This window comes from Microbacterium xerophyticum (genome assembly GCF_053543555.1).
In genome coordinates this window covers 281,308-302,183 of record NZ_JBLVOB010000003.1, presented here as the reverse complement: position 1 = coordinate 302,183, position 20,876 = coordinate 281,308, and the positions used below count along the sequence as shown (strand labels likewise).

Annotated in this window: 22 protein-coding genes and 1 pseudogene; 11 read left to right on the top strand and 12 right to left on the bottom strand. The window is 68.1% G+C overall.

Features of this window, described 5'->3' with window-relative positions:
- From ACNPNP_RS02530 to ACNPNP_RS02505, 6 genes and pseudogenes are all read left to right on the top strand, one after another.
- A pseudogene (locus tag ACNPNP_RS02530) lies at positions 1–438 on the top strand (hypothetical protein); the annotation flags it as partial.
- Positions 438–1,058, top strand: coding sequence for a hypothetical protein (locus ACNPNP_RS02525; protein WP_448964496.1), 621 nt, complete (start codon positions 438–440; stop codon positions 1,056–1,058). The pseudogene ACNPNP_RS02530 and the gene ACNPNP_RS02525, both read left to right, overlap by 1 nt.
- Complete coding sequence (locus tag ACNPNP_RS02520) at positions 1,058–1,666, top strand: hypothetical protein (protein ID WP_448964495.1); 609 nt, start codon at positions 1,058–1,060, stop codon at positions 1,664–1,666. Before ACNPNP_RS02525 ends, ACNPNP_RS02520 begins: the two co-directional genes overlap by 1 nt.
- The gene (locus tag ACNPNP_RS02515) at positions 1,663–1,893 is read left to right on the top strand and encodes a helix-turn-helix domain-containing protein (RefSeq protein WP_448964494.1); all 231 of its coding nucleotides are present in this window, start codon (positions 1,663–1,665) and stop codon (positions 1,891–1,893) included. Before ACNPNP_RS02520 ends, ACNPNP_RS02515 begins: the two co-directional genes overlap by 4 nt.
- A 158-nt stretch (positions 1,894–2,051) precedes the next feature.
- Positions 2,052–2,408: a hypothetical protein gene (locus tag ACNPNP_RS02510; RefSeq protein ID WP_448964493.1), complete on the top strand. Its 357-nt coding sequence runs from the start codon at positions 2,052–2,054 to the stop codon at positions 2,406–2,408.
- Between the two features lie 152 nt (positions 2,409–2,560).
- Positions 2,561–3,979: a dicarboxylate/amino acid:cation symporter gene (locus tag ACNPNP_RS02505; protein ID WP_448964492.1), complete on the top strand. Its 1,419-nt coding sequence runs from the start codon at positions 2,561–2,563 to the stop codon at positions 3,977–3,979.
- 96 nt (positions 3,980–4,075) lie between these two features.
- Here the strand turns inward: ACNPNP_RS02505 and ACNPNP_RS02500 are convergent, their stop codons facing one another.
- Both ACNPNP_RS02500 and ACNPNP_RS02495 read right to left on the bottom strand, forming a co-directional pair.
- The gene (locus tag ACNPNP_RS02500; protein WP_448964491.1) at positions 4,076–5,842 is read right to left on the bottom strand and encodes a cation:proton antiporter; all 1,767 of its coding nucleotides are present in this window, start codon (positions 5,840–5,842) and stop codon (positions 4,076–4,078) included.
- A gap of 71 nt (positions 5,843–5,913) precedes the next feature.
- Positions 5,914–6,198 (bottom strand): MerR family transcriptional regulator, encoded by a 285-nt coding sequence (locus tag ACNPNP_RS02495; protein WP_448964490.1) that lies wholly within the window; start codon positions 6,196–6,198, stop codon positions 5,914–5,916.
- 122 nt (positions 6,199–6,320) lie between these two features.
- On the opposite strand from ACNPNP_RS02495, the gene ACNPNP_RS02490 reads away from it, so the two are divergent.
- The 4 genes from ACNPNP_RS02490 to ACNPNP_RS02475 all read left to right on the top strand — a co-directional run bounded on the left by ACNPNP_RS02490 (position 6,321) and on the right by ACNPNP_RS02475 (position 8,438).
- Complete coding sequence (locus ACNPNP_RS02490) at positions 6,321–6,743, top strand: Hsp20/alpha crystallin family protein (protein ID WP_448964489.1); 423 nt, start codon at positions 6,321–6,323, stop codon at positions 6,741–6,743.
- Positions 6,744–6,794: 51 nt separating this feature from the next.
- Positions 6,795–7,022, top strand: a complete 228-nt coding sequence (locus ACNPNP_RS02485; protein ID WP_448964488.1) for a DUF2795 domain-containing protein — start codon at positions 6,795–6,797, stop codon at positions 7,020–7,022.
- 66 nt (positions 7,023–7,088) lie between these two features.
- The gene (locus ACNPNP_RS02480; protein WP_448964487.1) at positions 7,089–8,144 is read left to right on the top strand and encodes an LLM class flavin-dependent oxidoreductase; all 1,056 of its coding nucleotides are present in this window, start codon (positions 7,089–7,091) and stop codon (positions 8,142–8,144) included.
- A gap of 84 nt (positions 8,145–8,228) precedes the next feature.
- The gene (locus tag ACNPNP_RS02475) at positions 8,229–8,438 is read left to right on the top strand and encodes a methyltransferase (RefSeq protein ID WP_448964486.1); all 210 of its coding nucleotides are present in this window, start codon (positions 8,229–8,231) and stop codon (positions 8,436–8,438) included.
- Between the two features lie 7 nt (positions 8,439–8,445).
- Here ACNPNP_RS02475 and pheA read toward each other — a convergent pair whose 3' ends face one another.
- The gene (pheA, locus tag ACNPNP_RS02470) at positions 8,446–9,396 is read right to left on the bottom strand and encodes a prephenate dehydratase (RefSeq protein ID WP_448964485.1); all 951 of its coding nucleotides are present in this window, start codon (positions 9,394–9,396) and stop codon (positions 8,446–8,448) included.
- Between the two features lie 73 nt (positions 9,397–9,469).
- On the opposite strand from pheA, the gene pgm reads away from it, so the two are divergent.
- A complete protein-coding gene (pgm, locus tag ACNPNP_RS02465; RefSeq protein ID WP_448964484.1) occupies positions 9,470–11,113 on the top strand; it encodes a phosphoglucomutase (alpha-D-glucose-1,6-bisphosphate-dependent) in 1,644 nt (547 codons plus the stop codon).
- 23 nt (positions 11,114–11,136) lie between these two features.
- Here pgm and ACNPNP_RS02460 read toward each other — a convergent pair whose 3' ends face one another.
- The 9 genes from ACNPNP_RS02460 to ACNPNP_RS02420 all read right to left on the bottom strand — a co-directional run bounded on the left by ACNPNP_RS02460 (position 11,137) and on the right by ACNPNP_RS02420 (position 20,536).
- The gene (locus ACNPNP_RS02460; RefSeq protein ID WP_448964483.1) at positions 11,137–11,928 is read right to left on the bottom strand and encodes an ABC transporter ATP-binding protein; all 792 of its coding nucleotides are present in this window, start codon (positions 11,926–11,928) and stop codon (positions 11,137–11,139) included.
- Positions 11,929–11,972: 44 nt separating this feature from the next.
- The gene (locus tag ACNPNP_RS02455) at positions 11,973–13,010 is read right to left on the bottom strand and encodes an ABC transporter substrate-binding protein (protein WP_448964482.1); all 1,038 of its coding nucleotides are present in this window, start codon (positions 13,008–13,010) and stop codon (positions 11,973–11,975) included.
- A 58-nt stretch (positions 13,011–13,068) separates the two neighbouring features.
- A complete protein-coding gene (locus ACNPNP_RS02450) occupies positions 13,069–13,932 on the bottom strand; it encodes an ABC transporter permease (RefSeq protein ID WP_448964481.1) in 864 nt (287 codons plus the stop codon).
- 94 nt (positions 13,933–14,026) lie between these two features.
- Positions 14,027–15,142, bottom strand: a complete 1,116-nt coding sequence (locus tag ACNPNP_RS02445; protein ID WP_448964480.1) for a glycerate kinase — start codon at positions 15,140–15,142, stop codon at positions 14,027–14,029.
- Complete coding sequence (locus ACNPNP_RS02440) at positions 15,139–16,200, bottom strand: LacI family DNA-binding transcriptional regulator (protein WP_448964479.1); 1,062 nt, start codon at positions 16,198–16,200, stop codon at positions 15,139–15,141. Before ACNPNP_RS02440 ends, ACNPNP_RS02445 begins: the two co-directional genes overlap by 4 nt.
- Before the next feature lie 25 nt (positions 16,201–16,225).
- Positions 16,226–17,092, bottom strand: a complete 867-nt coding sequence (locus ACNPNP_RS02435) for a sugar phosphate isomerase/epimerase family protein (protein ID WP_448964478.1) — start codon at positions 17,090–17,092, stop codon at positions 16,226–16,228.
- Positions 17,089–18,264 carry a dihydrodipicolinate synthase family protein gene (locus ACNPNP_RS02430; RefSeq protein ID WP_448964477.1) on the bottom strand — a complete coding sequence of 392 codons (1,176 nt, stop codon included), beginning with the start codon at positions 18,262–18,264 and terminating at the stop codon, positions 17,089–17,091. Before ACNPNP_RS02430 ends, ACNPNP_RS02435 begins: the two co-directional genes overlap by 4 nt.
- Positions 18,264–19,424 (bottom strand): Gfo/Idh/MocA family protein, encoded by a 1,161-nt coding sequence (locus ACNPNP_RS02425; protein ID WP_448964476.1) that lies wholly within the window; start codon positions 19,422–19,424, stop codon positions 18,264–18,266. The genes ACNPNP_RS02430 and ACNPNP_RS02425 overlap by 1 nt, the downstream gene beginning before the upstream one ends.
- A gap of 137 nt (positions 19,425–19,561) precedes the next feature.
- The gene (locus ACNPNP_RS02420; RefSeq protein WP_448964475.1) at positions 19,562–20,536 is read right to left on the bottom strand and encodes a LacI family DNA-binding transcriptional regulator; all 975 of its coding nucleotides are present in this window, start codon (positions 20,534–20,536) and stop codon (positions 19,562–19,564) included.
- Positions 20,537–20,876: the final 340 nt, after the last annotated feature.

Sequence of the window (20,876 nt, the reverse complement as noted above, 5' to 3'; positions counted from 1 at the left end):
GTCGACTCAGGGGCGGGGTCGATCGCTGGCATCGTCTCTTCTGTAACGGTGATCGTGCCGAACGTGAACGGGTGGTCGGTCGCAGCCATCATCGCCTCTCTCGCACTCGTCACCCTCGCGGTACTGCTCGTGATCGCGTGCGTCATGCGCATCGCGTGGAGTTTCCTGCGAGGGCGGTTCTTCAGCGAAGGCACGGCGCGCAGCTTCGAGGTCGCGGGCAGCACGATCGTCTTCGCTCCGTGCGGTCTTCTGTCGCTCGATACCGCGGGACGCAGTGGGGTGCTCCAGGCGCTTGACATCGCCGGCGCCGAACCGGTGCATCCGACCGCAGCGTGGGCGTTGCTCCCGTACATCGCCGTCGGCGTGTCGGTGATCCTCATCGGCACCGCGTTCCGACGCGGCATCCGCCTGCAGCGCGAGACGGAAGGACTGGTGTGATGATCGAGCCCGACCCCACCACGATCCGTTCCGAGCGGATCGATGCCTTCAACGTCCTGCTCCTCGGAATCTCCGTCGCCGTCATCGCCTGCATCCTGATCAGCCTGCGAGTGGTCAGCACATTCCGCCCTGAGGGGATCGCCTGGACGATCGATACAGACGAACAGACGGTCGAGGCGACCGTCGACTCAGGGGCGGGGTCGATCGCTGGCATCGTCTCTTCTGTAACGGTGATCGTGCCGAACGTGAACGGGTGGTCGGTCGCAGCCATCATCGCCTCTCTCGCACTCGTCACCCTCGCGGTACTGCTCGTGATCGCGTGCGTCATGCGCATCGCGTGGAGTTTCCTGCGAGGGCGGTTCTTCAGCGAAGGCACGGCGCGCAGCTTCGAGGTCGCGGGCAGCACGATCGTCTTCGCTCCGTGCGGTCTTCTGTCGCTCGATACCGCGGGACGCAGTGGGGTGCTCCAGGCGCTTGACATCGCCGGCGCCGAACCGGTGCATCCGACCGCAGCGTGGGCGTTGCTCCCGTACATCGCCGTCGGCGTGTCGGTGATCCTCATCGGCACCGCGTTCCGACGCGGCATCCGCCTGCAGCGCGAGACGGAAGGACTGGTGTGATGATGGCTCGCACTCCCGAACTCCAGGCGCGGCGCGACCGGAGCGACCTCGTGACAGGCATCGTCGTCGGCGCGGTCGTGATCGCGTTCCTGCTGTATCGCGGCGCGAACGCCGTCGCATCCCTCTTCGCGGCGCCGGGTGCCGTCACCGTCGATGCTCCCATTCCCGCCCAGAAGGTCATGACCGCTCTGGGCCAGGGGACGGAGGCGACGGTCACGAGCGGCATCCTCGTCGTCGCGGACGTCACCACGCTCAGCGTGATCTGCCTCGTGCTCGCCATCGTTCTCAGCACACTGGGACTCGTCGCCGCGGCGACCCTCGGTGTGTGCAGCTGCATTCGCATGCTTCGCGGAAGAATCTTCGACCGCGTGAACGTGCGACTGCTGTTCCTCCTCTCGATGAGTTTCCTTCTCGCATGGGCCGGCGAATACTGCTTCCGGACCATGGGACTAAACGGGGTGTTCGCCGCATTGGATGAGTACGGCGGCCGGACCGACCTCGACCTCGACAGCATCTCGCTCGTGGTCGCCGCGGTCTCCGTCGGCGTGCTGGTGATCGTGTTCCGTCGAGGCGTAGCGCTTCAGAAGGAGACGGAGGGACTGGTGTGAGTCCCGCAGACAGCGACGACGAGTTCACCGGCATCCACTGCCGCCTCGACGAGCTGCTCGCCGAACGGGGGATGACATTGACCGAGCTGAGCGCACGGGTCGGCGTGAGCATCGTGAACCTGTCGGTGCTGAAGAACGATCGGGCACGGGCGATCCGGTACTCCACGTTGCGAGCGATCTGCGACGCGCTCGGGTGCGAAGTCGGCGAGTTGCTGGTGCTGGCGTAGCAACGGTCACCGGCCGACCGCTCATCACTCCATCGGACATGTTCATCGCGGCGTCACAGACATCCCAGCGACGCGCCGGTTAGGACACCTGCGACATGGGCATTCCTCCCCATCCTCGCGCGCGTTCCCGGACCGCCCGACTGCGTAGGCTCGAGACCATGAACATCGACCGGAACCTGCGCTCGCGCATCCTCATGACCCTCCCGATCGCGGCCCTGGCCATCTCGCTCGCGGCCTGCGCCGGCGGGCCGGGCGGTTCCGGCGGCTCGGATCGGCCGTCGGCCGAAGAACTCAGCTCCGGCATCACGACGATCCTCGAGGACAGCGGTCAGGGAGACCTGCTCACCGAGGACCAGGTCGACTGCATCGCCGCAGAATTCCTCGACTCCAAGGTCTCCGACCAGGACCTCAAGAACATGGCCGGAGGCGAAGACCTGCAGACCTCGCAGGAGGCGAAGGACCTTGTGACGTCGACCATGCAGGAGGCCGTCAGCGTCTGCGCACCCGCCGAGTGATCTCTCACGCCTGAGGACGGCGCCTAGGAATTCCGAGGATGGCGGATGCTTCGGCATCCGTCATCCTTCGTCATCTATGCATGGGAATGAACGAACACTCCTAACGTTGATCCCTAAGGCGCTCATCCCCGCGCCCTTCGACTTGGAGTCTCATGAGCAGCACAACACGCGCCCAGAAAGCGCCTGACACCCGCAGCCCCGCACGGAAGCTTCTGACATCGTTCGGGTTCCAGATCCTCGCGGCCCTGGTCCTCGGCATCGCAGCCGGACTCATCGCCGTGCAGCTCGGTGCCAGCAAGGACAACCCGACTGTCCTGTCGGACACCCTCGGCACGATCGGCAGCTCGTACGTCACTTTGCTGCGCACCGCCGTCGTGCCGCTCGTGTTCGCCGCGATCGTCGCGAGCATCTCGAACCTCCGCCGTGTTCAGAACGCCGCGCGCCTCGCCGGGCAGCCCCTGCTGTGGTTCGCGATCACCGCCTTCATCGCCGTGACGATCGGGATCGTACTCGGGCTCGTCATCCAGCCCGGCGCGCGCGCCGGCGAGGGCCTCGAGACCGGTGAGCCGCGCAACGTCGGCTCCTGGTGGAACTTCCTGATCGGTCTCATCCCGCAGAACTTCCTCGGCCTCGAGGTCGGAACCTCTGTGGATCCGGCATCCGGCGCGGCATCCTCCAGCGTCGACTTCAACATCCTCCAGATCATCGTGATCTCCGCCGTCGTCGGCATCGCGGCGCTGAAGGCCGGACGCAAGGCCGAGCCGTTCCTCGCCTTCACCGAGTCGTTCCTCAAGGTCATCCAACGAGTGCTGTGGTGGATCATCCGCATCGCCCCCATCGGCACCTTCGGCCTGATCGGGAACGCCGTCATCCAGTACGGGACGGACAAGCTCGCCTCGCTCATCTGGTTCGTGGCCGCCGTCTACATCGGCCTCGCACTGGTGCTGTTCGTGGTGTACCCGATCCTCGTGAAGACCCACGGACTGTCGATCAAGCAGTACTTCTCCGGCGTGTGGCCGGCAGTGCAGCTGGGTTTCGTCAGCCGTTCCTCCCTGGGTACCCTCCCGCTCACGCAACGCGTCACCGAGCGCAACCTCGGCGTGCCCAGCTCGTACGCGTCCTTCGCCGTGCCGTTCGGGTCGACCACCAAGATGGACGGCTGCGCCGCCATCTACCCGGCCATCGCCGCGATCTTCGTCGCACAGTTCTTCGGCATCGAACTGAGCTTCATCCAGTACCTGCTGATCGTCCTGGTCTCCGTCGTCGGCTCCGCCGCCACCGCCGGCACGACCGGCGCGACCGTCATGCTCACGCTCACGCTGTCGACACTCGGCCTGCCGCTCGAGGGCGTCGGTCTGCTGCTCGCGATCGACCCGATCCTCGACATGGGCCGTACTGCGGTCAATGTCGCCGGTCAGGCGCTCGTGCCGGCCATCGTCGCGAAGCGCGAGGGCATCCTCGACGAGGAGCTCTACAACGCTCGTCGCGAGGGCCTGCCGTTCGCGGACGACTCGGACGAGGATGCCGTGGACGAGGACGCCTCGAAGACGGAGTCCGCTTCCACCCGCTGAGTCCACCAGCGAAAAGGGACTTCCTGCACGAGACGCGCGTTCCCACGCCCAGTCTCATGCAGGAAGTCCCTTTTCATGCGAGGAACCCCTTCTCGCTCACGCCCGCCCAGGAAGGCGCACGGCCCCTCTCGTGTCGAGCGCCAGCTCCTCAGCATCCATCGCCGTGATCAGCTCGCGCATCACCTCTTCGTCGAGGTTGCCCGCATCGCGCTCCGACAGGAGCACCTCGCGCCGCACCTGCAGCCAGCCGCGTGAGAGCGCCACCAGATCCTCGGTCGAGGGACGGGCAGCCGCCTCTTCCGCCTCCTGCGCCTGATCGGTGTCGGTCTCGACCCTGGTCATCCGATTCGCGAAGGCGTCGAACGTGCGCAGATCGATCTCGCCGTACTTCTGCTCCCACACCTTGCGCTGCTCAGCGAGGAACGCCTTGCCCGCCTGCTTGCTGCGTGCGCGCACAGAGGCGAGCGCCTGCACGTCTGCCTCGTGATCGACGTCGCTCGCCACACCGAGACGACGGATCAGCAGCGGCAGCGTGAGCCCCTGCAGCAGCAGGGTTCCGACTGTGACGATGAACGCGACGATCACGATCGCGTGCGACGGTCCGGTGGGGAGCTCGGCGATGTCGGCGGCGGCGATCGCCGTCGCCAGGGTCACGACGCCGCGCATGCCCGCCCAGGAGATCACCGCGTTGTCCTTCCAATCGAGTGCGGGCTCGGTCAGCCTGTCGCGGATCTCCTCGGCCGTCTGCCGTCTGCGTTGGGGCCGCGCCGCCCGATCCGGGTGCGTGGCGGCGAACCGTGCTCGCCGCTCGTCGTCGAGTCGTTCGCGGCGCGCCCACTCCCCCGACGCGATCGCCCGCTCCCAACGCTTCAGCCGCAGTCGCTGCATCCACACCGCGAACGCGTGCGCCGGGTAGATGTACAGCGGGCGCACCACGAGCACCACGAGCAGCACGGCACCCGAGAGCCACATGATGTGCTCGACCGACTCGTCGCCGAGATCGTCGAGCACCCGAGGGAACTGCAGGCCGATGTAGGCGAACACGAAGCTCTCCAGCAGAAGGTCGGCCGACAGCCACAGCGGCGTCTCCTGCTGTCGGGTCGTGTAGTCGGTGCGCGGAGCGTTGTATCCGACGTACAGGCCCATCGCGACGACCGCGAGCACGCCGGATCCACCGAGGTGCTCGGCGATGGCATAGGCGCCGAACGGCACCAGCAGCCCGAACGTGCCGATCACCACGGGGTCGGCGACGCGCATGCGCAGTTGATGCAGGAGGATCCCGAAGACGAGCCCGACCACGACGCCGATCACCACCGCGAGCACGAACTGCCAGACGCCGTCCCACACTGTGAGCGTCGCACCGGCGATGATCGCCGCGAACACCCGGTACAGCGTCAGCGAGGTCGCATCGTTGATCAGGCTCTCCCCCGACAGCACCGTCATGACCCGCCGCGGCAGCCCGAGCTTGCGTCCGATCGCAGCGGCGGACACGGCATCCGGCGGCGCGACGATCGCACCGAGCAGCAGCGCCCCGGGAAGAGTCAGGGCAGGGAAGATGAGCCAGGCGACCAGCCCGGCGACGAGCGCAGTGAGCAGCACCAGCCAGATCCCGAGCCTGCGGATCTGCGGAAGGCTGCGCTTGAACCCGACGAACGACACATCCAGCGCCGCCGAATACAGCAGCGGGGGCAGCACGAGGCTCAGCAGCACGTGCCCGTCGATCGCCATCTCGGGCATGAAGGGGAGGAAGGATGCCGCGAGCGCGACGACCGTGACGAGCAGAGGGGCCGGCCACCCCCGCCATCGTGCGACCGCCGCCATTGCGACGGCTCCGACAAGCACGTAGAAAACGGTGGCGTCCATGAGTGAATGCTAGCGACGCCGCCAGTGGAGGCGCTCGCGATTCCGGTGCGCTGAGAGAGCCGCCTCGCGATTCACGAAGACGATTCGTCGAGGCGCCCGCGCAGCCGGGCGTTCTCATCCTCCAGCTCGAGGACCCGTGCGATCGCGGCGATGTTCATACCGTCACCGCGCAGCCTGACCGCGCGCTGAAGCCGTTCGATGTCGTCATCGCTGTACCGTCGCGTGCCGCCATCGCTCCGCGACGGAGTCAGCAGACCTCTGCTCTCGAAGAGACGCAGAGTGGCCTCGGGCAGTCCGACCAACTCGGCCGCCACCGCGATGCCGTAGACCGGCATGTGGGACTTTCGTTCCGTCATCCTGAGAGATTCCTTAGACACTTGCATATTTTCGAGATCATGTTCTATAACAAATCTATAGCACGAGGTACAGATAAGTACCCGCGAACCGCCCGCATGGGCCGCATGAAAGGAGACAACTCATGGCACTGTCATTCGATCCGTTCAGTCAGCTCGATCGCTTCGCCGCGAGCGTGCTGGACTCCGTTCGCGCGCCTCGGCTGATGCCGGTGGATCTCTTCCGCGACGGGGAGAGGTACGTCCTGCACGCCGACCTCCCCGGGGTCGATCCCGGTTCGATCGACGTCGACCTGGACGGCGGCCAGCTCACGCTCCGCGCACAGCGCACCGCCGACAACCAGGAAGGCGTGCGCTGGCTCGCACGCGAAAGGGGCTCCGGCTCGTTCCTGCGCCAGTTCACACTCGGTGACGGAGTCGATCTCGATGGGATCAGCGCCTCCTACGAGAGCGGTGTGCTCTCCGTGATCATCCCGGTCAGCGAACGCGCGAAGCCCCGCAAGATCGAGGTCGAATCCAGTGAGCGCCGACAGGCCATCGACGCCTGATCCCGGCTCGTTCAGCCCACGAACTCGTTCACCACAGAGAGGAGTATCAGCATGCGCATCACCCACGAGATGAGTCGGTTCCTCGCAGACATGGAGTATCCCGCGACGAAGGACGACCTTCTGCGCGAGGCGATGAGGGACGGGCTCGGTCCGGCCGACGTCGCCCTGCTCGAAGACCTTCCCGAGCAGAGCTACAGTGCCGGCTGGCACATCAGGTATCGACTCGGATCGCGTGCCCTGTCGGACGCCCTGACGGCGGTCCGGCCGGCGCTCGCCTGACGAGCGTCCCGCAACCGGATGGGAGGGCGGGGAATCCCCCGCCCTCCTCTTCGGTTGCCTTCCGTGATGACTTCCGCAGCCCCCGCCCTGTCCGTACTCGACCTCGTCCCGGTACGCACCGGCCAGACAAGTGCGGAGGCCATCGCGGCCTCCCTCAGCCTCGCTGAGATCGCCGACCGTCTCGGCTACCGCCGGTACTGGTTCGCCGAGCACCACAACATGCCTGCGGTGGCGTCGACCACACCCCCGGTGCTGATCGCCGCCGCGGCCTCGCGTACCGAGCAGATGCATCTGGGCTCGGGCGGCGTCATGCTCCCGAACCACGCGCCGCTCATCGTCGCCGAGCAGTTCGCCGCCCTCGAGGCCATCGCGCCCGGCCGCATCGACCTCGGCCTCGGCCGCGCACCCGGCAGCGATCCGGTGATCACGCAGCTGCTGCGCACGTCAGGCACCACGAGCGACGTCGAGCAGTTCCCCCGGTACGTGCAGGACATCTCGCTGCTGCTCTCGGGCGAAGGCGCGACCGTGCGGTTCACGTCCGGCGGCGAGTACACCGTGCACTCCACGCCCGCGGCCACCGGAGCGCCCGTCGTCTGGCTGCTCGGCTCGAGCGACTACTCCGCGCAGCTCGCAGCATCCCAGGGCCTGCCCTACGTCTTCGCGAACCACTTCTCCGGCCAGGGCCTCGAACGCGCCCTCGACCTGTACCGCACCGGCTACCAGCCCAGCGAGGCGCACCCGGAGCCGCGCACGTTCCTCACCGTCAACGCCGTCGCCTCGCCCACGGCCGAGGAGGCCGAGGCACGTGCCCTCCCCCAACTGCGGATGATGTCGCGCCTGCGCCTGAACAAGCCGCTCACCGCTCTCGAGACCGTCGAGGAGGCGATCGCCGCAGGCATCGCCGAGGCGGATGCCGCGACCGAGCAAGTCGTGCAGTCCGCACGGGAGCGCTGGTTCGTCGGCACCGGAGAATCGGTCGCCGCTGAGGTGCGCGCGTTCGCCGAGAAGCACGGCGTCGACGAGGTCATGCTCTCCCCCGTCGCCGGCGCGTACGACGCCGAGGCGATGGACTCCGCGGCGGGCCGGGCGCAGACCCTCGAGCTGGTCGCCGCCGCGCTGTAGTCGCGGCATCCGCCGGGGTATGGCCTTATCCACGCCCCGGGGGTACCGTCGGCAGTGTCGGCAATGTCGGAAGGGAGTTCGATGATGAGCACCACCAAGACCCGGGGTCTCTGGGTCGCATACGGAACGAACGGGGTCGTCGGCAGCATCCGCCATTCGGACGACGGGTACATCGTCGTCATGAGCGGGGCGGATGCCGAGACCGGCACCTACCCGTCACTCGAAGTCGCGAAGGGCGCGCTGTACTCGCACATGATCCCCGGCAGCGGATGGCCGCGCTACGAGGAGCACTGACTCCTGCTCACTCCTCCGGAGCGCCGGAGAGCAGGTCGCGCAACCAGTCGCGCGCTTCGACGAACACGTCGTCGGCGTAGCGGTCGGGGTAGTGCACGATCTGGCGGTCTGCCCGGGGGTACGAGCCGAGGAACACCACTCGGGGGCTGAAGCGGCGGATGCCGAGCAAGGCATCCGCCATCCGCTCGTCGTGCACGTGGCCGTCGGCATCCAGCACGAACCGGTACCGACCGAGCTCGTCACCGATCGGCCTGGACTCGATCAGCGAGAGGTTGATGCCGCGGGTCGAGAACTGCTCGAGCATCTCGAGCAGGGCGCCGGGGCGGTCGTTGGGGAGTTCGACGATCAGCGACGTCTTGTCCGCCCCCGTGGGCGTCGGAGGTGTGGCCGTGCGCGTCACGAGCACGAAGCGGGTGACGGCGGAGGTGTTGTCGCCGATCTCGGAGGCGAGCACGTCGACGTCGTAGTGCTCGGCGATGCCGGGAGGGGCGATGGCCGCCTGCGCGGGGAGCGTGCCGTCGAGCACGCCGATGGCGGATGCCACGTTGCTCGCGGCCGGAACGTGGGAGTGCCGCGGCAGATGCTCACCGAGCCATCCGTGGCACTGCGCGTAGGCGACGGGGTGCGCCGCGATCGACGTCACGTCCTCGAGCTTCGTCCCCGGTGCTGCGACGAGCACGAAGTTCACCTTCACCAGGTACTCGCCGATGATGCGCAGTCCCGGCAACGTCGCGAGAGCGTCCTGAGTGGTGGAGACACCGCCCTCGATCGAGTTCTCGATCGCGATCATCGCCGCGTAGCTGCGGCCCTCGAGCACGTCGGCGAGCGCCTCGCCGACGTTGAGCACAGGGCGTCGTTCCTGGCCCCATGCCTCTGCCACCTGGTCGAGTGCGGCTTCCGTGAAGGTTCCTGCGGGTCCGAGGTAGCTGTAGGTGCGCCGTTCAGTCACGCGTTTCACCCTAGCCCTTCCACTGGCTGTGAGACCGGCCCGCGATGATGCGCGCACGGCGAGATCGAGGCAGACTGAACTCATGACGAGCCGTGCCGGCCTCCCCGCGGAGGAAAGTGACCTCATCGATGTCGACGAACTGATCGCCGCGTACTACGACCGCGTGCCCGATCCATCCGTCGCCGCCCAGAGGGTCGTGTTCGGCACCAGCGGCCACCGCGGCTCGTCCCTGTCGAAGAGCTTCAACGAGCAGCACATCCTCGCCACCACGCAGGCGATCATCGATTACCGCCGCTCGCAGGGGATCTCCGGCCCGCTGTTCCTCGGCCGCGACACGCATGCGCTGTCTCTGCCGGCCGAGCGCAGCGCGATCGAGGTGCTCATCGCGAACGATGTCGACCTGCGCGTCGACTCCCGGGATTCGTACGTCCCGACTCCCGCGCTGAGCCACGCCATCCTCACATACAACCGCGGCATGGCTGCGGATGCTGCGGGCCGGGCCGACGGCATCGTCGTCACTCCCTCGCACAACCCGCCGCGCGACGGCGGCTTCAAGTACAACCCTCCGCACGGCGGCCCCGCTGACACCGACGCGACCGGCTGGATCGCCGACCGCGCCAACGCGCTGATCGAGGGCGGCCTGGCGGAGGTGAAGCGCAAGAGCTTCGCCGACATCGACTGGGACTCGCTCCCGAATCACGACTTCCGCGATGCGTACGTGCGCGATCTGCCGAGCATCATCGACGTGGATGCGATCAGGAAGGCGGGTGTGCGCATCGGCGCCGACCCGCTGGGCGGGGCATCCGTCGAGTACTGGCAGCTGATCAAGGAGATGCACGACCTCGACCTCACCGTCGTCAATCCCGAGGTCGATCCGACCTGGCGGTTCATGACGCTGGACTGGGACGAGAAGATCCGCATGGATCCGTCCTCCCCCAACGCCATGGCGTCGCTGGTCGCGAAGAAGGGCGACTTCGACGTGCTCACCGGCAACGACGCCGACGCCGACCGGCACGGCATCGTCACCCCGGATGCCGGCCTCATGAACCCCAACCACTACCTCGCCGTCGCGATCGACTACCTGTTCTCGCACCGTGCGCAGTGGCCTCGGGATGCCGCGATCGGCAAGACCCTCGTCTCTTCGATGATCATCGATCGCGTGGCGGAGTCGCTGGGCCGACGGCTGCTGGAGGTGCCGGTCGGATTCAAGTGGTTCGTGCCGGGGCTGCTCGACGGCACCGTCGCATTCGGTGGCGAGGAGTCTGCGGGCGCATCGTTCCTGCGGCGTGACGGCAGCGCATGGTCGACCGACAAGGACGGCATCCTGCTGTGCCTGCTCGCCGCCGAGATCATCGCGGTCACGGGCAAGAGCCCGTCGGAGCGCTACGCCGAACTCGAGCAGGCGTTCGGAGCATCCGCGTATCAGCGGGTCGACGCCCCCGCGACCCCCGAGCAGAAGGCGACTCTCGGAAAGCTCGCACCGGATGCCGTGACGGCGACCGCCATCGCCGGCGAGAAGATCACCGCCAAGCTCGCCCATGCACCGGGCAACGGCGCAGCGATCGGCGGGCTCAAGGTGCAGACAGAGCACGCGTGGTTCGCCGCGCGCCCCTCCGGCACGGAGGACGTCTACAAGCTGTACGCCGAGAGCCTGCTCGGCCCTGAGCACCTCGCCGAGGTGCAGGAAGAGGCACGAGCCGTCGTGACGGCCGCTCTGGGCGGCTGACACGACGGCCCGTCCGGCGGTGCTCAGTCCGCGACGGCCGGCGCCCCGAGCAGTTCGCGCACGCGACTGGAGACGCGGTGGAACTCCGGTGTCTCCAGCACCGTCGCATAGTCGCGCTCGGCGGGCAGGTCGACGCGGTGCTCCTCGAGGATGCGCCCAGGACGCGGGCTCATGACGACGACGCGGGTGGCGAGGTAGACCGCCTCGGCCACCGAGTGCGTCACTAGCAGCACGGTCGTGCCGGTCTGGCTCGTGATCCGGTTCAGCTCGACGTTCATCCGTTCGCGCGTCCGCGCGTCCAGCGCACCGAACGGCTCGTCCATGAGCAGCACCCCGGGCTCGTGCAGCAGCGCACGGCACAGCGACACCCGCTGCTGCATGCCACCGGACAGCTCATGCGGAAGAGCCTTCTCGAAACCGGAGAGTCCGGTCATCTCGATCAGCTCGTCGGCACGGGCCTGCGCCTTTCGCATGTCCATGCCGCGCATCTCCGCCTGCAGCAGGATGTTGCCGCGCACGCTGCGCCACTCCAGCAGCGCCGCCCGCTGGAACACGAACCCGATGTCCTGCCTCGGGCCCCGCACCTCGTCGCCCTTGAGCTTGATCGAGCCGCCGCTGGGGGTGGTGAGACCGGCGACGGCCTTCAGGAGCGTCGACTTTCCGCACCCCGACGGTCCGGCGATGGTGATGAACTCCCCCGCCTTCACATCGAGATCGACGCCCTCGAGCGCTGTGACCTGTCCGCGCTTGGACGCGAACGTGATCGCGAGGTCCTTGATCTCCAGTACGGAGTCTCCGCTGGGTGTCGCCATCATGTCTGCTCTTTCCTGAATCTGCGTCGTCGGCATCCGATGCCTCGCTACTCGCCGGGCGCGAAGGTCGCGTCGAAGTACGTGTCGACGTCTCCCTCGCCCGAGATGAGGCCGGCTTCCGACAGCACGGCGAGGGTCGATTCCCAGTCCTCGGTGGCGTTGACGCCGGGCGCCTGCCCTTCGGTCGCCTCCGTCGTCAGCAGCTTGATCGTCTCTTCCCACTGATCGAGCAGGACGTCCTTCTCCGGCATCTGCGGGTCCTTGCCGTCCATGGCGGCGACGGCGGCCTCCGGGTCCTCCTGGGCCGCGGTGAACGCCTCGGACGTGGCCGCGACGAGCGCCGAAACGAGTTCGGGATCGCTCTCGATCGTCGAGGTCGGGGCGACGAGGCCGTTGCTGAAGAAGTTGAGTCCTGCGTCCGAGTAGCGGAGGTACTCGACGTCCTTGCCGCTCTTCGCGGCGATCGTCGGACCCTGGTCGTGCGCGAAGCCGATCAGTCCGTCGACCTGTCCTGAGAGCATCGCGGCGATCTTTCCCGCGGCATCCAGGTTCTGCTGCGTGACGTCCGACTCGGAGAGCCCCACGGCCTCCAGGTAGACGGGGAACGTCGTGGTCGGCGCATCGCCGGCCGAGACGGCGATGGTCTTGCCCTTGAGATCCTCAGGGCTCTCGATGCCGGAGTCGGCGAACACCTGCACGGCCGAAGGAGTCGTCTGCAGGAAGACGCCGACGCTCTTGATCGCGACGCCCTTGTCGATGTTCGCGAGCACGGCCGGGGTGTCGGCCCAACCGAAGTCGACCTGTCCCTGGCCGACGGCCTGCGCGGTCTTGGTGGACCCCTGACCGGCCTTGATCGTCAGGTTGATGCCGTGCTCTTCGAAGATGCCCTGCTCCACGCCGTAGTAGAACGCAGCGTGCTCGCCGTACGGGTACCAGTTGAGCATGAGGGTCACGTCGGTCATCTCGCCCGACGCCTCACCTCCGTCTCCGGCCGGTGCCTCGCTCGCTCCGCCGCACCCTGTGAGTGCGAGTGCGGAGGCGGCGATCAGCGCGATCGAGCTGAGGACGGTTCCTGACTTCTTCATCAGTTTCCTGCTTTCCTTGGGGTGCAGTGGATGCTTCTGGGATGGATTCGGTGCGCGGTCAGAGCCGCACGGTGGCCGAGGCGACGTCGCGCTTGGACGCGTGCCACGGGATGAGGAACTTCTCCGCGATCTGGATGATCCCGAAGAGGATGACGCCCATGAGCGACATGATGATGAGCGCGGCGAAGAGCATCGCCGTGTCGAGGTTTCCGTTGGCCTGGAGGATGACGTATCCCAGGCCCTCGTTCGCCCCGACGAACTCGCCGACGACCGCACCGGTGACGGCGAGTGTCGCGGCGACCTTGAGCCCGGAGAGCAGCTCCGGCAGCGATGCGGGCAGTCGCACCTTCAGGAACGTCTTGAACTTGCCCGCACCCATCGTGGAGGCGAGCTGGAGGATCTCCGGGTCGACGGTGCGCAGCCCGGCCAGACCGGAGATGACGACCGGGAAGAACGCCATCAGGACGGCGACGAGGATCTTCGGCTCCGCCCCGAACCCGAGCCATACGACGAACAGCGGGGCGATCGCGATCTTGGGGATGACCTGAGCGAACAGGATCACCGGGTAGAGCGTCTGCTCCAGCCCCTTCGAGTAGACCATGACGACGGCGACGAAGAGTCCGACCGCGACGGCGATGATGAAGCCGATCACGGTCTCGTACGTCGTGACCCAGGTGTGCTGCATCAGGTACGCGAAGTTGTCGGCGAAGGCGTTCCACGTGTCGGCGGGCGACGGGATGATGAACGGCTGCACCCACTTCAGCTCCGTGGCGACCCACCACAGCGCGAGCACGGCGATCACGAAGACCACGGGGTGCCAGTTGCGCGACCACCAGCCGACGATCGCGTTCGGCTCGCGCTGATCACGATCCTTGCCCTGCGCGACGGCGAGCGTCATGGTGGCGTTCTGAGGTGACGACATGGAATCCTCGACATCTTCGTCTGTGGGTGAAGGGAGATGGGAAAGCGTATTCCCATTGGTCTTGTTGCGAGTTTATGCCGCCGGTACGGCCGTGTCAATCCGCTCGGAAACCGCTCTCCGCGAGAACGGCTCCCGCGGCGGTGAGCCAGCGGGCGGGCTCGGCGAGCGCCGCATCCGCGGACCCCGCCAGCACGGTCAGTGATGCGGATGCCGCGAACAGGGAACGGTCAGCGTCATCGGTGATGCGGCCGGCGACGACCAGCGCCGGCACACCAGCAGCGGCCGCGGCAGCGGCCACGAACGAGGGAACCTTGCCGTCGCCGGACTGCCCGTCGTAGGACCCCTCGCCGGTGACGACGACATCAGCGGCGCTTACCTCGGCGCTCAGGGAGATCAGCCGCGCGACCTCTCCTGCGCCCGGCACGAGTCGTGCACCCCAGGCGACGAGCGCACCACCGACGCCACCGGCCGCACCAGCGCCGCTGGTCGCGGCATCCAGCTCGAGCAGTGCGGCGAGGCGCGCGAGGGCGGCATCGACGCCGTCGCGATCTGCGACGTCGGTCAGCCCCTTCTGCGGGCCGAACACGTGGGCTGCACCGCGCGGGCCGGTGAGCGGGTTGGTCACATCGGAGAGCACCAGGACCTCGGGCGCCGTACGCAGCCCCGGCAGGTCTGCAGACGCGACGCCCAGCAGACCACCCGCGCCGGGCCCGACCTCGGCTCCGTCGCGATCGAGGAAGCGGGCACCCAGCGCCGACAGCATCCCGATGCCGCCGTCGGTCGAGGCGCTCGAACCGATCCCGAGCACGAGGCGCGAGACCCCGTGATCGAGGGCCGCGGCGATGGCCTGGCCGAATCCGCGGGAGTGCGCTTCGAAGGGGCGCAGCTCGTCGAGAAGCTCGATCCCCGATGTCGAGGCGACATCGATCACCGCGGTGCCGTTCGGCGCGTCGCCGGATGCCGGAAGCAGGAGCCAGTCCGTCGCGACCGGCACTCCCGCCGGGCCGTCGACCGTGAGCGGCATCCTCCGAGATCCCTCGACGGCGGCGGCGAACGCCGAGACGGTGCCCTCTCCCCCGTCAGCCATCGGCCGGAGCACGACCTCGGCCGTCGGATCGGCCGTCAGCCATCCGCGCGCGATCGCCGCCGCAGCATCCGCTGCCGTGATGGTGCCCTTGAAACTGTCCGGCGCGACGACGACGCGGGTCATCGCCCGACTCCCTGCTCGATGCCGCGCGCCGGCACGGTCGAGACCGCCGGTGTGCTGGCGCGCACGAGCACCTCGAGCGGCGCCTCGGCCTGCTGCCAGTCCTCGTCGACGGTCGCCCTGAACGCCTGATACCCGAACTCGCTCAGCGGTACGCGGACGGTGGTGAGCTGAGGCGTGACGTCGCGACTCGCGGGGGTGTCGTCGAACCCGCACATCGCGATGTCGTCACCCACCGCCCTGCCCGCATCCCGGATCGCGGTCATCGCCCCGATCGCGATCACGTCGCTGAGTGCGAACACGAGCGTGCCCGGTTCCACGCCGTCGGCGAGCGCGGCCGCCATCGAGGAGACACCCGATTCACGCGCGAAGCTGCCCCGGTACTCCCTGAGGATCGTGCCGCCGCCTTCGGCGAAACCGTCCCTGAAGCCGCGGAGACGGTCGTCCGATGTGCGCACGCCCTCCGCCGCCCCGATCGCGATCGCGCGACGATAGCCCACGCGCGCCATCTCACGACCCAGGCGTTCGGCGCCGCCGCGGTTGTCGATCCGGATGCTGCGATCCCCTCCGGGCCCGAACGTCACGGTGCGGGCGCCCAGCGACCGGAAAGCCGCCAGTTCCTCGGCGGTGGCGCTCTCACCGTCATCGGTGCGCGATGCCGCCAGGATCACGCCGCGAGGATGCTGCCCGCGCAACGCACGGAGGATCTTCCGCTCACGCGCGTCGTCGCGCTCGGTGATGGCCACGGTGACGATCAGCCCCTCCTCGTCGGCGCCGCGGGCGACCCCTGAGGCGATGAGTCCGAAATACGGGTCGGCGATGTCGGCGACGAGCAGAGCTATCACCGCGGAGGTTCCGCGCGCAGTGGCCTGAGCCGATGCGTTCGCGGTGTAGCCGAGCCGTTCGGCGGCTTCCTCGACGCGTTCGCGGAACGACTCGGCGACCTTGCGCGTCGAGCCGTTCAGCACCCGTGAAGCCGTCGCGAGCGACACCCCTGCCTCACGTGCGACATCGTGCAGCGTCGGCGTATCGGAGCGCGGACGCGATTCACGAGGGGTCATGCGTTGATCCTAACGAGCGGCAGGATCAGCGCAGATGCGGCGACACGGCGGCGGTGAACGCCTCGGCCGTGCGCCTGACCACGTTCTCTGGCGCATCCGCCCAGATGTCGGCGTTGAAGATCTCCACTTCGATGTCGCGGTCGTAACCGGTCGCGATCACGGCCTCGGTGAGCGATGCGAAGTCGATCACGCCGTCGCCCGTGTAGTGCCGCCCGAGCAGCACGTCGGCGGGCAGCGGTGTCTTCCAGTCGCACACCTGATACGTCGCGATGCGTCCTTCACGGCCCGCCCTGGCGATCTGGTCGAGCACCTGCGGATCCCACCAGACATGGAACGTGTCGACCGCCGCACCCACCACGGCGGCATCGAAGTCGGCGGCGATGTCGAGCGCCTGTCCGAGCGTCGAGACGACGGCGCGATCCGAGGCGTACATCGGATGCAACGGCTCGATCGCCAGCGTCACCCCCGCGGCCTTCGCGTCGGGTGCGAGCGCGCCGATCGCGTCGCGCACCCGTTCCCGCGCGCCGATGAGGTCACGGTCGCCTTCGGGCAGACCGCCGGCGACGAGCACGAGCACCGCGGAGGAGCCCTCGGCGCCGGATGCGGCGAGCGTCGCGGTCTCCTCGATCGCTCGGCGGTTGTCCTCGAGTGCGGCGGTGCGCTCTGGGCCGTCCGGCAGTGTGAAGAACCCGCCGCGGCAGTGCGTGGAGAATCGCAGGCCCGAATCGGCCAGCATCCGCGCCGCCACGTCGAGGCCGACCTCGTTCACCGGCTCACGCCACAGGCCGATCGCCTGGATGCCGGCGCCTGCCGTCACGCGGAGGGCAGTCGCGAGGTCCGCGTGCTTGATGGTCGCCTGGTTGATCGACAGACGGGGGTCCGGGGCGCTCATGCGTCAATTCCGTTCAGTCGCAGCATCCCGTGCCAGCGCTCGCGGGCGAGTTCAGGGTCCTCGAGCGCGAGCGAGGCGTTCGCGAGCTCGACGATGCGGCTGAGGTGCGGCAGGCTCCTGGCCGAGTGCAGCCCCCCGATCATCTGGAATGCGGGCTGATGGCCGTTGAGCCACGAGAGGAACGCGACACCGGTCTTGTAGTAGAACGTCGGCGCGGCGAACACCTGGCGGCTGAGCTCCTCGGTGGGACCGAGGATGCGTCGGTAGGCCTCCGGGTCGCCGGCGTCGAGCGCCTGGATGGCGGCGGATGCCACGGGCGTGATCGCCGCGAACGCACCCAGCAGCGCGTCGGAGTGCCCTTCGCCCTCGCCGATGGTGTCGCCGCCGATCAGGCCGACGTAGTTGAAGTCGTCGCCGGTGAACATGCGCACGCCGTGCGGCAGACGTTCGCGCACCGAGATCTCCGACTCGGCGTTCAGAAGGCTCATCTTCACGCCGACGATCTTGTCCTGGTTCTCGGCGATGATCTGCAGAAGGACTTCGGATGCCGTCTGCCAATCGTTCGCTCCGAAATAGCCTTCCAGCTCAGGGTCGAATGCGGTGCCGAGCCAGTGCAGCACGACCGGTACGGTCGCCGACTGCAGAACCTCGCGGTACACGCGGCGGTAGTCCTCGGCATCCTTCGCCGCCCTGGCGAGGTGACGCGACGCCATGAGGACGGGGCCCGCGCCCTCCTGCTCCTCCGTGAAGTGCAGCTGCTCCTTGTACGCGCCGATCACCTGCTCGAGGGTGAGGTGCGTGTCGTCGATGTGATCGGTGTTGACACCGACCACGACCGAGCCGCCCTCCTCACGTGCGACCTGCGCGCTGCGGGCGATGAGCTCCCGGGTCGCTGCGGCGTCCAGGCCCATGTTGCGCTGTGCGGTGTCCATGGCGTCGGCGACGCCGAGACCCCAGGAGTAGACGTTGCGGCGGAACGCGAGGGTCGCATCCCAGTCGATGTCAGCCGGTCGCCCCGGGGTGTTGTCGGCGTGCACCCGCGGCACGACGTGCGCGGCGGCGTAGGCGACGCGGCTCTTGAGCGGTGTGGTCGGCCGCGTGTAGATGCCGGAGTCGTTCAACGCGGCATCCGACGTGGTGCCGTCGGGAGCAAGCAGTCTCAGAGTCGGCATCACAGGCTCAACGGCTCGATCGCGACCTTGCGGCCCTCAGCGCTCGAGGTCAGTCCCGCCTCGGCGAACTGCACGCCCTTCGCGCCGGCGAGCAGATCGAACGGGTAGTCGGTGCCGAGCGCATACGAGGTCAGGTACTCCTCCCACTGCTGGCGGAAGCCGTTGAGGAACACGTCGTTGGTGGGCACGCTCTGCCAGTCGGCGTCGTAGTCGCGGGTGTCCTCCAGATCGGGGTTCCACACCGGCTTCGGCGTGGCGTTTCGGGGCTGGATCTTCGCGCCGAACAGGCCCACCACAGCGGAGCCGTGCGTGCCGTCGACCTGGAACTCGACGAGCTCGTCGCGGTTGACGCGCACCGTCCAGCTCGAGTTGATCTCGGCGACGATGCCGCCCTCGAGCTCGAAGATGCCGTACGCGGCGTCCTCAGCCGTCGCGGTGTACTTCTCGCCCTTCTCGTCCCAGCGCTCGGGGATGTGCACCGCAGCCTGCGCGTAGACGCTCTTGACCTCGCCGAAGAGGTTCTCGAGCACATAGTTCCAGTGCGGGAACATGTCGGTGATGATGCCGCCGCCGTCTTCGGTGCGGTAGTTCCAGCTCGGGCGCTGCGCCGGCTGCCAGTCGCCCTCGAACACCCAGTAACCGAACTCGCCGCGCACCGAGAGGATGCGGCCGAAGAATCCGGAGTCGATCAGGCGCTTGAGCTTCTGCAGTCCTGGGAGGTAGAGCTTGTCGTGCACGACGCCGGTCTTGACCCCGGCATCCTTCGCGAGACGTGCGAGTTCCAGTGCCTCCTCCAGCGATTCGGCGGTCGGCTTCTCGGTGTAGATGGCCTTGCCTGCCGCGATGGCCTTGCGGATGGCGGATGCGCGCGCCTTCGTCACGAGGAAGTCGGCATAGATCTCCCACTGCGGGTCGGCCAGCGCCGCGTCGAGGTCGGTCGTGTAGTCGTCGATGCTGTGCAGGGCGGCGAGCTCGGCGAGCTTGGCCTCGTTACGGCCGACGAGGATCGGCTTGACCGTGACCTTCGTGCCGTCGGCGAGCTCGATGCCGCCCTGATCACGGATGGCGAGGATGCTGCGCACCAGGTGCTGCCGGTAGCCCATGCGTCCGGAGACGCCGTTCATGATGATGCCGATCTCGCGGGTCGTCGCCTGTGACATGTGTGGTCCGTTCTGTGAAGTCCGCCGTCTCACCCCATGGGTAAGCGCTTTCCGACATGATGGCACGTTCGGGTCGATCGACGCAACCACCGCGCACGCATCGTGGCGATGGCCGCGTCAGGCGGCGAGCAGGGACCTCAGGCGCTGGCCGCGCTGTCGCGTTCGATCAGAGTCGTGCGAATGATGTCCTGGAGGGCGGCGCCTTGCTCCGTCGCGGCGGCCTCGGCTCCCTCGATCTCGGCGACCAGCGCACCTACCGCCGCATCGGCCAAGGCCGTGAAGTCCTGGCGCACCGTCGTCAGCGGTGGGCGGTAGTTCGCGGCGTCCGGCACATCGTCGAATCCGATCACGCTGACCTGGTCTGGCACGGAGCGCCCCCGCTCGGCCAGGCCTCGCACGAGTCCGAGGGCCATCTGATCGTTCGCACTGAACACCGCCGTCGCCGGCATCAGCGCGGCTGACGCGCCGTGGCCCGACTCGGCGGACCAGTCGCCGCGCACCGGCGAGACAGGTGTGATCCCCGCGGACTCGAGCGTCTCGCGCCACCCTCGCTCGCGTTCTGCGGCGGCGAACGAATCAGCGGGGCCGGCGAGGTGCCAGACGGTCTCGTGGCCGAGTTCGAGGAGCCGCCTCGTCGCCGCCGCCGCTCCGCCCGCATGGTCGCTGTGCACCACGCGCAATCCGGACTCCGCCGGGGCATCCACCACCACGAGCCGCAGCCCGTCCGGACGATCCTCGGCCCTGGTGAGCGCGGACGCCTCGTTCAGCACGATCGCGCCGTCGACGCCCTGGTCGCGCAGGCGCTCGAACGCGTCGGCGACGGCATCGCCCGCGGTGACGAGCAGCAGGGCGTAGCCACGATCCTCGGCCGCTTCGGCGGCGGCCTGCAGCATCCGGGAGTTGCCCACCGTTGCGAGCGTCGTCACGACGAGGCCGATCGTCTGCGTGCGCCCGGTGCGCAGTGCCCGAGCTGCTCGATGCGGGCGGTAGCCGAGCTCGGCCATCGCCTTCTCGACCCGTGCACGCGTGGCTGGGTCCACACGAGGGCTGCCGTTCACGACCCTCGACACGGTCTGCCCCGAGACACCGGCGCGACCCGCGACCATGGCCATCGAAACGCGCCCGGACGATGAGCGGCCAGAGTCCGCACGGGCTGGGTCTGCACGCCCGGTCGACGCACCCGACGATGCACGACCCGAGGCGCGCGCCCCGGCCTTCGCGAGGCGATTCAGCTCATCCCACTCGTCCATCTGCACGCCCCTCCTGGCACCCCGGTGCACAACTCCTCAATGTTGACGTTACCACCGCCGGAGGGGTACCGTGTTTACGTGAACATCGAAGAATCTCCGGAGTTGCGCGCGACCGAGTTGAGTGGCGGCGTCACGAAACGCGCCACCGTCCTGGCCGACGGCCGCGACCTCATCTACTACGACGACCCCGGAACCGGGCGGG